This is a genomic window from Rhizobium sp. BK275 (assembly GCF_014193555.1).
GTDB lineage: Bacteria > Pseudomonadota > Alphaproteobacteria > Rhizobiales > Rhizobiaceae > Rhizobium.
The window spans coordinates 140142-149541 of record NZ_JACHZL010000012.1; the positions used below are offsets into that span (position 1 = coordinate 140142).

Here is a 9400-nt window from a genome sequence, read left to right on the forward strand (position 1 = left end):
GCTGCAGGCAAATCAGGCAGCACAAGCCTCGCAGGTGCCACGGATTTCGATCGTCGTCTTCGCCGGCTTGAATTTCTGGCTGCGCACCCAGCTCATCAGGCGGTGATCCACCTCGTGGTCGTGGAACTCGATCACCTGTCCGCAGCTTTCGCAGATCGCGAAGGCAACGATGCCATGGCTGTGGCAGTCCTCGCCTGGATGGGCGCAGGCGACGAAGGAATTGATGCTTTCGAGCCGGTGCACGACGCCATATTCGAGCAGCTTTTCCAGCGCCCGGTAGACCTGCAGCGGCGCGCGAAAACCCTGGTCGCGCAGCTTGTCGAGGATCGTATAGGCGCTGAGCGGTCCCTCGGCCTTTTCGAGCACGTCGAAAACGAGCGCCTGATTGCGGGTGAGCTGAGGTGCGTTCATGAGCCTTGTCCTTGCAGGTCCCTGCGCCCGCGCCAGGCGGGAAGCAGGCTCAGAATGAAGAGAATGAGGGCCGCGACGACGATCGACGGGCCGGATGGCGTGTCATAGGTCAGCGAGCCGAAAAGCCCGCCGACAACGGCAACCGCGCCGATCAGCGAGGCAAGCACGGCCATCAGTTCCGGCGTCGAAGAGAAGCGCCGGGCGGTCGCCGCCGGAATGATCAGCAGCGACGTGATCAGCATGATGCCGACGATCTTCATGGCGATGGCGATGACGACGGCCATCAGCAGCATGAAGAACAGCCGCGCCCGCTCCGGCTGCAGGCCCTCGGCCTCGGCAAGTTCCGGATTGACGGTGGCTGCGAGCAGCGGCCGCCACAGCCAGGCGATCGCCGCCAGTACGAAGATACCGCCGCCCCAGATCAGCGCGATGTCAGTGGTGGAAACCGCCAGAATATCGCCAAACAGAAAGGCGATGAGATCGATGCGCACCCAGCTCATGAAGGCGACCATGACGAGGCCGATGGCGAGCGTCGCATGCGAGAGGATGCCGAGCAGCGCATCGGCCGACAGCGCCTGACGCTTCTGCAGGAAGAGCAGCAGGATCGAGACGGCAGCGGCAACGACGAAGACGGCAAGCGTCAGGTTGAAATCGAAGAGCAGCGAGAGCGCTACACCGAGCAGCGCCGAATGGGCGATCGTATCGCCGAAATAGGCCATGCGACGCCAGATGATGAAACAGCCGAGCGGCCCGGTCGTCAGCGCCAGGCCGACACCGGCGAGAATGGCGCGCACGAAGAAATCGTCAAGCATGACGGTTCTCCCCGTTGTTGGTCACGCTCTGCGCCCCGCTCTGGAAATGCGTATGTGCGTGGGCGTGAGCCTCCGCATGCGCATGCCCGTGGGCATCATCCCCGTCAGCGTGCGCATGGGCATGAGCGTCCGCGTGATCGTGCGAATGCGCATGATCATGCCCGTGATCATGATGATGCCCATCCTCGGGATAGCAATGATCCGTCACCGAGCCGTCTTCATGCAGCACGCGTCCGTCGGGCAGATGCGTATGATCGTGATGGTGGCTGTAGACGGCAAGCGTCTGCGCTGCGCGGCTGCCGAAGAGGCGCACATATTCCGGGCTCTGGCTCACCGTCTGCGGCGTGCCGCGGCAGCAGACATGGCCGTTGAGGCAGATGACGGTATCCGTCTCCGCCATGACGACGTGCAGGTCGTGCGAGATCAAGAGGATGCCGCAGCCGGTCGTATTGCGGATCGATTTGATGAGATCGTAGAGCGCGATCTCGCCGGCAAAATCCACACCCTGCACCGGCTCGTCGAGAACCAGAAGATCCGGCTTGCGGGCAATGGCGCGCGCCATCAGCGCCCGCTGGAATTCGCCGCCGGAGAGATGCTGCACCTGCGCATCCAGCATATGCACCATGCCCGCTGCTTCGAGAGCGGCCATGATATCGGCCTCGGGCAGCGGCCCGGTCAGCGTCATCAGACGGCGTACGGAAAGCGGCAGCGTCCAGTCGATCGCAAGCTTCTGCGGCACATAGCCGACCTTGAGGCCAGCGATGCGGCTCACCCTGCCCTCGTCCGGCTTCAGCACGCCGATCGCCGCCTTGGCGCTCGTCGATTTGCCGGAGCCGTTCGGGCCGATCAGCGTGACGATCTCGCCGCGCGAAACGGAGAAATCCACACCGCGCACCAGCCAGCGGCCGCCGCGGCTAATGCCGACATTGTCGAGTGAAACCAGCGGTTCGGCCCTGCTGCCGGCGGGGCTATTTGCGGGAGAAAGCATCAAATTTTCCGAAAGTGCTGTTGCGTCCTGCTATTGCACACGTTATAGCATAACGCAATTGATGTAATAACATAACAATTGCAATTCAAGCGGAGCATGCTGATGAAACTGGCGATGGGCCTTACCCTCGCAATCCCGGCCTTCCTTTTCGCCGGGTCCCTCCAGGCCGCCGATGCCCCTGTGGTCGTCACCTCGATCAAGCCGGTCCATTCGCTGGTTTCGGCCATCATGCAAGGTGTCGGCAAGCCGGAGCTCATCGTCGATGGCGCGGCCTCCCCGCATACCTATAATCTCAAACCTTCCAATGCCCGCGCTTTGCAGGATGCCAAGGTGATCTTCTGGGTCGGCCCCGGCCTCGAAGCCTTCCTCGAAAAGCCGCTGCAATCGCTGGGTTCCGACGCGATCGTCGCCCAGCTCGACGACGCGCCGGGTCTGGTGAAGCTGCCCTTCCGCGAAGGCGGGGCGTTCGAGGCCCACGACGATGGCGACGAACATGAAAGCGCCGAGGCCGGTCACGACCATGCTCATGAAGAGGCCGAAGGCGACCATGACCATGGGCACGGCGCCTTCGACACCCATCTCTGGCTCGACCCTGTCAATGCCAAAGCCATGGCCGCCGAGATCACCACCACGCTGGTCGCCGCCGATCCGGCCAATGCGCTGACCTATGAGGCCAATGCCAAGTCGCTGGATGACAAGCTCGATGCGCTGGACAAGGAAATTGCCGCCACCGTGTCACCGGTGAAGGACAAGCCCTTCATCGTCTTCCACGATGCTTACCAGTACTTCGAACATCGCTACCATATCCGCGTCGCCGGCTCGATTACCGTCAGTCCCGAGACCATTCCGGGCGCCGAGCGTGTCTCAGAGATCCACAAGAAGGTGGGCGACCTCGGCGCAACCTGCGTCTTCGCAGAGCCGCAATTCGAGCCGCGCCTCGTCAATGTCGTCATCGAAGGCACAAAGGCGAAGTCGGGCGTGCTGGACCCCGAAGCCGCCACCCTGCCCGCCGGCCCGGAGCTTTATTTCACCCTCATGCGCGGCATTGCCGACAGCATGAGGAATTGCCTCGCCAGCGCATAATCCGAACGATCCTCGACAGGAATATGCGCCGCTCTATCAGGAAGGGAGCGTCTCAACGCTTCCCTTCGGACTTGCAGCCCGCCCCGCGAGCGCTGCGGCGAAAGAAGGCGGCGACACCCCCGTTCCGCCTTTTTTTGCTATCTATTAATGTTACGTTATAACATAAAGGATTACATCATGGACAACAGGCTGCCCGTTACCGTGCTCTCCGGCTTCCTCGGCGCCGGCAAGACGACGCTGCTCAATCACGTGCTCGCAAATCGCGAGGGCATGCGCGTCGCCGTCATCGTCAACGATATGAGCGAGGTGAATATCGACGCCGCGCTGGTGCGCGATGGCGGCGCCAATCTCTCGCGCACCGAAGAGCAGCTGGTGGAAATGACCAATGGCTGCATCTGCTGCACGCTGCGCGACGATCTGCTGAAGGAAGTCCGCCAGCTCGCCGAACAGGGTCGCTTCGATTACCTGCTGATCGAATCGACCGGCATTGCCGAGCCCCTGCCCGTCGCCACCACCTTCGAATTCCGCGACGAGAATGGACTCAGCCTCTCGGATGTCGCCCGCCTCGATACGATGATCACCGTCGTCGATGCCGCCAATCTGCTCGCCGATTACGCCTCGGCCGACTTCCTCGCCGACCGCGGCGAAACCGCCGGCGACGGCGACAACAGGACGATCATCGATCTCCTCGTCGAACAGATCGAATTTGCCGATATCGTCGTGCTGAACAAGATCGGCGCGGCAAGCGAAGAGCAACGCGATGCGGCTCGCAAGATCATCACCGGCCTCAACCCGGATGCCCGTATCATCGAAACGGATTTCGGCAAGGTCGCGCTGAAGGATGTGCTCGGAACCAGCCGCTTCGATATAGACAGGGCCGAGACCCATCCGCTCTGGTACAAGGAACTGCACGGCTTCAAGGACCATGTGCCGGAAACCGAGGAATACGGCATCCGCTCCTTCGTCTACCGCGAGAGGCGCCCCTTCCACCCCGCGAAACTGCAGGCCTTCCTCGACAAGAGCTGGCCGGGCATCGTGCGCGCCAAGGGCTTCTTCTGGCTCGCCACCCGCCCGCATTACGTCGGCGAAATCAGCCAAGCCGGCGCGATCGTGCGCACCAGCAAGATGGGCCTCTGGTGGGCGGCCGTCCCGCGCGAACAATGGCCTGGGGAACCTGCCTTCCTCCGTGCCATCGGTCCCTACCTCGACCCCATCTGGGGCGACCGCCGCCAGGAAATCGTCTTCATCGGTGCCGACCCGATGGATGAGAGCTGGATTCGCGCAGAGCTCGACGCTTGTCTGATCGAAAGCGACGCCTTCACGCCCGAACGCTGGCGCAACCTGCCGGATCCGTTCGTCGGCTGGAGCCCGCAGGCAGCATGAGGGCAACGGCAATCAAACCCTACCGATGCCTGTGCATCGAGTGCGAACCGCTGCCGCCGATCGAGGGGCTGCATCCGCTGACTTATGGGGATGCAGCGGAGAGTGAGGCGCGAAAGCCGAAGGGGTTGCTCGGTATGATCGCCGAGCGGGTGATGCCGTTGCGGCGACAGAACTAAATCGACAGGTCTATTCAGCAATGCAAACCCGGTTTTGGGCAGCGACGCTGACCCCAATCTCCCTCATTCCTGTGCTTGTCACAGGAATGAGGGAGATTGGGGTCGCGCCGTCCGCAAAAACTCTCCCGACAAAAACAAAAGGGCGGCCGAAGCCGCCCTCTTTTCGGGAGTGTGCGTGAACTCAACGACCCGCAGCAATTATGCTGGAGATCACGCCGGTAGCGACACCGACGAGAAGGTAGTCGTTATCGGCCTTCACCCAGTGATAGCCGCGCGGCGGCGGTGCCAGGCGGTAGCGGCGGTAGTCGCGGACTTCGCCGTAACGGCCGCGCTCGGCAGCCGACATGCGATAACCCTTGGACCAGTGATGACGGCGGACCACCTTTTTCTCGACGACGACCTTCTTCTGGACGACGACTTTCTTCTCAACAACGACCGGCGGACGACGATGATCGGCAGCACTTGCTTGCGATGCAACGATCGGCGAGAGCAGGAAAGAGGCAGAAAGAAGAGCTGCAAAAATCTTTTTCATGAGGGCTTCCTCGTGTTGAACACGCCCCGAAATTACGTCTTCAAAAATGAACGAAATCTGAAAATAAAATTAAAGATCTGTAATGAAATCGGTAGCTTATCACCGATTCCTAATGTTCTTATTTCGGGATAACGAACGACTGTCAGATCATGCCGTCGGGGATCACATAGAGGTGATCGGGCGTGATGAGAATGGCATTGCGATGTGATGAACCGCTCCATTGAAAATGGGGAAACGAGACGTTGCGGCGTTTCCCCTTCGCCCCAGCGAGGAGAAGAGGAAACCAGCCGCTGCCGATCGCAACTATCTAAAAATCATCGCCATATTGATGACGTCGGTATAGTGCCCATCGACGCAGAACGCATCGCGGCTCACCCCTTCCCGCACGAAACCCACGCTCTCGTAAAGCCGGATCGCTCGCGCATTGTCGGCATGCACGCCGAGTTCGATACGGATCATGCCCGCTTCACGCGCCGCCTCTATCGCCGCCGCGATGAGGCGCCGGCCGAGCCCCCGCCCGCGATAGTCCGGCAGCAGACCCATGCCGAGCGCGCCGCAATGAGCACGCGATGGAAAGAAGTGCCGTCTTATATCGCACCAGCCCACTAGCTCGCCGCCATCGAGAGCGACGAGATACACATTGCCGCCGGCGATCGACGACAGCGCGAATTTGCGCGTATCTTCAATCGGCGGGGCTTCGAGCAGGGTCAGATATGTCCGCTCGCGCGCCACGCTGTCGAGAACCCGGTGAAAGCCCTCGATATGCCCCTCGGTCATCGGCTCGATGCGGATATAGCCTGCCATCGCCGCCCTCACAGTTCCTCGTAGTTGAACCAGTCGAAATCAGCCGTCTTTGCCCGGCCGGACGTATCGAAGGCGAGGACACCTGCGAAGGCACCGGTAAACGAGCCATGCTCGCCGCGCCCGCCCTCGTCCGAGACGACGCCGGCATCGAGAACCGGGCCGATCGGCTGCCAGGCGCCCTTGCCTTCCGTCTGCCAGAAGAACTGCAGGTCGTTGTCACGGATCTCCATGGCAAGCTGCACGCGGCCGTCGGCCGGAAGCGCCACGCCGGCCTCGGCCGGGAAGGTCATGCGGCCATCAGGATAATCGCCGTTGCAGGAGAAGATCGTGACGCAGCGGCCGAGCTTCTCATGCAGCGTGACGACGACGGCATGGAACTTGTGGCGATTATAGTAGTGCGTCAGGCCCGCGACCTGCTGGTAGGTATCGGGCGTGAACTCCACCACCGTCTCGGCGCGGAAACTGTGATGCTCTTGCCGGCGAGCGACCAGCGCCTGTTCGAACCACGAACCGACACTTTCACGGCCGATCAGCCGCAAATGGCCGGGACGCTCCGTGAGATTGAAGATACGCTCCGGCTGGGGTGTACGCAGCCACTGGAAATCGGCCGGCAGCGTGCCGCCATCGAAATTATACTCGCTGCGAACAGGCTTTTCGGCCAGCACGGCACCGCCAAGTCCGGGCACCTCGACATCGGGAACAACAGTGCCGTTTTCCAAATAGAGCCAGCCATCCTCGCGCCAGACGCATTTCTGCAGCGCGGTTTCGCGTCCCAGCGTGCAGCGGCGCTTCGGCGGCAGCGGCCGGCCGCAGAGATGCGTGTGATAGACCTGCCCGTCGGGCGTCTCGACATATTGTCCGTGCCCTGCCCGCTGCAGCGCCGCTTCCGGATGATCCTTCGAGGTGATCAGGTGCCGGTTCGGATGCAATTCATAGGGTCCGTCGATATTGCGCGAGCGCGCCATCGTCACGGCATGATCGTAGCCGGTGCCGCCTTCGGCCGTCGTCAGATAGTACCAGCCGCTCTTCCGGAAGAGATGCGGGCCTTCCACGAGCCCGAGCGGGCTGCCGGCGAAGATGTTCTTGATCGGGCCTTTCAGGGCCTTGGTCTGAGCGTCCCATTCCTGCAGCAGGATGCCGTCGAAGGCCGGCGACTTCGGCGAGCCGCCATAGCTCTCGGTGCGATGGTTCCACTGCATGTTGACGAACCACTTGCGCCCGTCCTCGTCATGGAAGAGCGACGGGTCGAACCCCGAGGAATTCACATAGACGGGCTCGGACCATTCGCCCTCGATGGTGGGCGCGGTCACGATATAATTATGCGCATCCTTGAAATTGCCGTCGAAGCGCTTCACGTCCGTATAGACGAGCCAGAACTGGCCGTCGGCATAGGAAAGGCACGGCGCCCAGATGCCGCAGCTGTCAGGATTGCCGCGCATGTCGAGCTGCGAGGCGCGCTCCAGCGGCCGGCGCACCAGCGTCCAGTTCACCAGGTCGCGCGAATGGTGGATCTGCACGCCCGGATACCATTCGAACGTGGAGGTCGCGATGTAATAATCGTCGCCAACGCGGCAGATGGACGGGTCGGGATTGAATCCTGGCAGGATGGGATTGCGGATCATGGCGGCTCCTCCAAAAGAAAAATTGCAGTACGTACGTCAGATGATAGTGAGGAGCTCTCCTCCTCCCTCATCTCTGTGCTTGTCAGAGAGATCCAGCCAGCCCAAGTCCTTGGGCTGAAAGGACTCTTCTCGCCGCGCAGACGCGCGGCGGCTGGATTCCTGTGACATCCCTCGTGCCTGCACGAGGACACAGGAATGAGGGAATTTGGGGCGACGCGCTGCCCCAAACCCCACATCGAGGTTGCCTTTCGGCCTAGCTTATTCCAGCTCAGCCGACTTGGCCCAGAGATTGATGTCGGCCTCCTTGGCGTAGACATCGATTTCCTTCAGCTCCGCAGCCGTGAATTCGAGATTGCCGAGCGCTGCAACGCAGTCGACGATCTGCGAAGAGCGGCTGGCGCCGATCAGCGCCGACGTCACGCGCCCGCCGCGCAGCACCCAGGCGATCGCCATCTGCGCCAGCGTCTGGCCGCGCTTCTCGGCGATCTCGTTGAGCTTCTTGATATTGTCGATGATCGAGGGACGGATGAAGTCCTTCTTGAGGAAGTGGTTCTGCGCCGCGCGGCTGTCGGCGGGAATGCCGCCGAGATATTTCGTCGTCAGCATGCCCTGGGCAAGCGGCGAGAAGACGATCGAGCCCATGCCGACCTCGTCAAGCGTATCGAGCAGCTTATCGTCCTCGACCCAGCGGTTGAGCATGGAATAGCTCGGCTGGTGGATGAGGCATGGTGTCCCCAAATCCCTGAGGATGGCGGCAGCCTCGCGGGTACGCTGCGAATTATAGGAGGAAATGCCGACATAGAGCGCGCGGCCCGAACGCACGATGTAATCGAGCGCGCCGCAGGTTTCTTCCAGCGGCGTTTCCGGGTCGAAACGGTGCGAATAGAAGATATCGACATAGTCGAGACCCATGCGCTGCAGGCTCTGATCGCAGGAGGCGACGAGATACTTGCGGCTGCCCCATTCGCCGTAAGGACCCGGCCACATGTCGTAACCGGCCTTGGAGGAGATGATCAGCTCATCGCGCAGACCCGCAAAATCGGTGCGCAGGATTTCGCCGAAAGCGGTTTCGGCGCTGCCGGGAGGCGGGCCATAATTGTTGGCGAGGTCGAAATGGGTGATGCCGAGATCGAAGGCCGTGCGGCACATGTCGACCTTGCGGTCATGCGGGGTGTCGCCGCCGAAATTGTGCCAGAGGCCGAGGGAAACGGCCGGCAGCTTCAGGCCGGAACGGCCCGTGCGGTTATACTTCATCTTCGAATAGCGGTCTTCGGCCGGTTGCCAGCTCATCTGAGGTCTCCTCAACCTGTAAAAGTGCTTCTCTCTCGTCTCCGCACCAGTGGCGGTCGAAAGCTGAAAACGTCGCCGCCCTCGTGTCGGGCAAAGCGCGACGGCACTATTGGATTAAGCACGCCGATACGGCAAGCGCGTGACGCGTGTTCCCGACAACTACGACGGTGGAAGGCCCGATGGCAGACATCCGCCGTCCAATGTCGTCATCCTCGGGCTTGTCCCACTGCTGTCCGGTTTAAATATCTGGACAAGGCGCATGACATTGATTCTACTCTGTTTCAGACGTTTCGCGGCGT

Annotated in this window: 10 protein-coding genes; 3 read left to right on the top strand and 7 right to left on the bottom strand. The window is 61.6% G+C overall.

What is annotated here, in order from left to right; translation table 11 throughout:
• Positions 1 to 12: 12 nt before the first annotated feature.
• Genes FHT82_RS29615 through FHT82_RS29625 form a run of 3 tightly spaced genes read right to left on the bottom strand, consistent with a single transcriptional unit; the run spans position 13 to position 2211 of the window.
• Positions 13 to 411: a Fur family transcriptional regulator gene (locus FHT82_RS29615; protein WP_183736275.1), complete on the bottom strand. Its 399-nt coding sequence runs from the start codon at positions 409 to 411 to the stop codon at positions 13 to 15.
• Entirely contained in the window at positions 408 to 1223 is an 816-nt protein-coding gene (znuB, locus tag FHT82_RS29620; RefSeq protein ID WP_183736276.1) for a zinc ABC transporter permease subunit ZnuB, read from the bottom strand. Before znuB ends, FHT82_RS29615 begins: the two co-directional genes overlap by 4 nt.
• The gene (locus FHT82_RS29625) at positions 1216 to 2211 is read right to left on the bottom strand and encodes a metal ABC transporter ATP-binding protein (protein WP_183736277.1); all 996 of its coding nucleotides are present in this window, start codon (positions 2209 to 2211) and stop codon (positions 1216 to 1218) included. Before FHT82_RS29625 ends, znuB begins: the two co-directional genes overlap by 8 nt.
• A gap of 102 nt (positions 2212 to 2313) precedes the next feature.
• On the opposite strand from FHT82_RS29625, the gene FHT82_RS29630 reads away from it, so the two are divergent.
• From FHT82_RS29630 to FHT82_RS29640, 3 genes are all read left to right on the top strand, one after another.
• Entirely contained in the window at positions 2314 to 3294 is a 981-nt protein-coding gene (locus FHT82_RS29630) for a zinc ABC transporter substrate-binding protein (protein WP_183736278.1), read from the top strand.
• Positions 3295 to 3471: 177 nt separating this feature from the next.
• Complete coding sequence (zigA, locus tag FHT82_RS29635; protein WP_183736279.1) at positions 3472 to 4677, top strand: zinc metallochaperone GTPase ZigA; 1206 nt, start codon at positions 3472 to 3474, stop codon at positions 4675 to 4677.
• Positions 4674 to 4853, top strand: a complete 180-nt coding sequence (locus FHT82_RS29640) for a hypothetical protein (RefSeq protein ID WP_183736280.1) — start codon at positions 4674 to 4676, stop codon at positions 4851 to 4853. The genes zigA and FHT82_RS29640 overlap by 4 nt, the downstream gene beginning before the upstream one ends.
• A gap of 181 nt (positions 4854 to 5034) precedes the next feature.
• Here the strand turns inward: FHT82_RS29640 and FHT82_RS29645 are convergent, their stop codons facing one another.
• The 4 genes from FHT82_RS29645 to mgrA all read right to left on the bottom strand — a co-directional run bounded on the left by FHT82_RS29645 (position 5035) and on the right by mgrA (position 9101).
• A complete protein-coding gene (locus FHT82_RS29645) occupies positions 5035 to 5385 on the bottom strand; it encodes an RcnB family protein (RefSeq protein WP_183736281.1) in 351 nt (116 codons plus the stop codon).
• 303 nt (positions 5386 to 5688) lie between these two features.
• A complete protein-coding gene (locus FHT82_RS29650) occupies positions 5689 to 6189 on the bottom strand; it encodes a GNAT family N-acetyltransferase (protein ID WP_183736282.1) in 501 nt (166 codons plus the stop codon).
• 8 nt (positions 6190 to 6197) lie between these two features.
• Positions 6198 to 7811 carry a glycoside hydrolase family 43 protein gene (locus FHT82_RS29655; RefSeq protein WP_183736283.1) on the bottom strand — a complete coding sequence of 538 codons (1614 nt, stop codon included), beginning with the start codon at positions 7809 to 7811 and terminating at the stop codon, positions 6198 to 6200.
• A 258-nt stretch (positions 7812 to 8069) separates the two neighbouring features.
• Positions 8070 to 9101 carry an L-glyceraldehyde 3-phosphate reductase gene (gene mgrA, locus FHT82_RS29660; RefSeq protein WP_183736284.1) on the bottom strand — a complete coding sequence of 344 codons (1032 nt, stop codon included), beginning with the start codon at positions 9099 to 9101 and terminating at the stop codon, positions 8070 to 8072.
• Positions 9102 to 9400 lie beyond the last annotated feature (299 nt).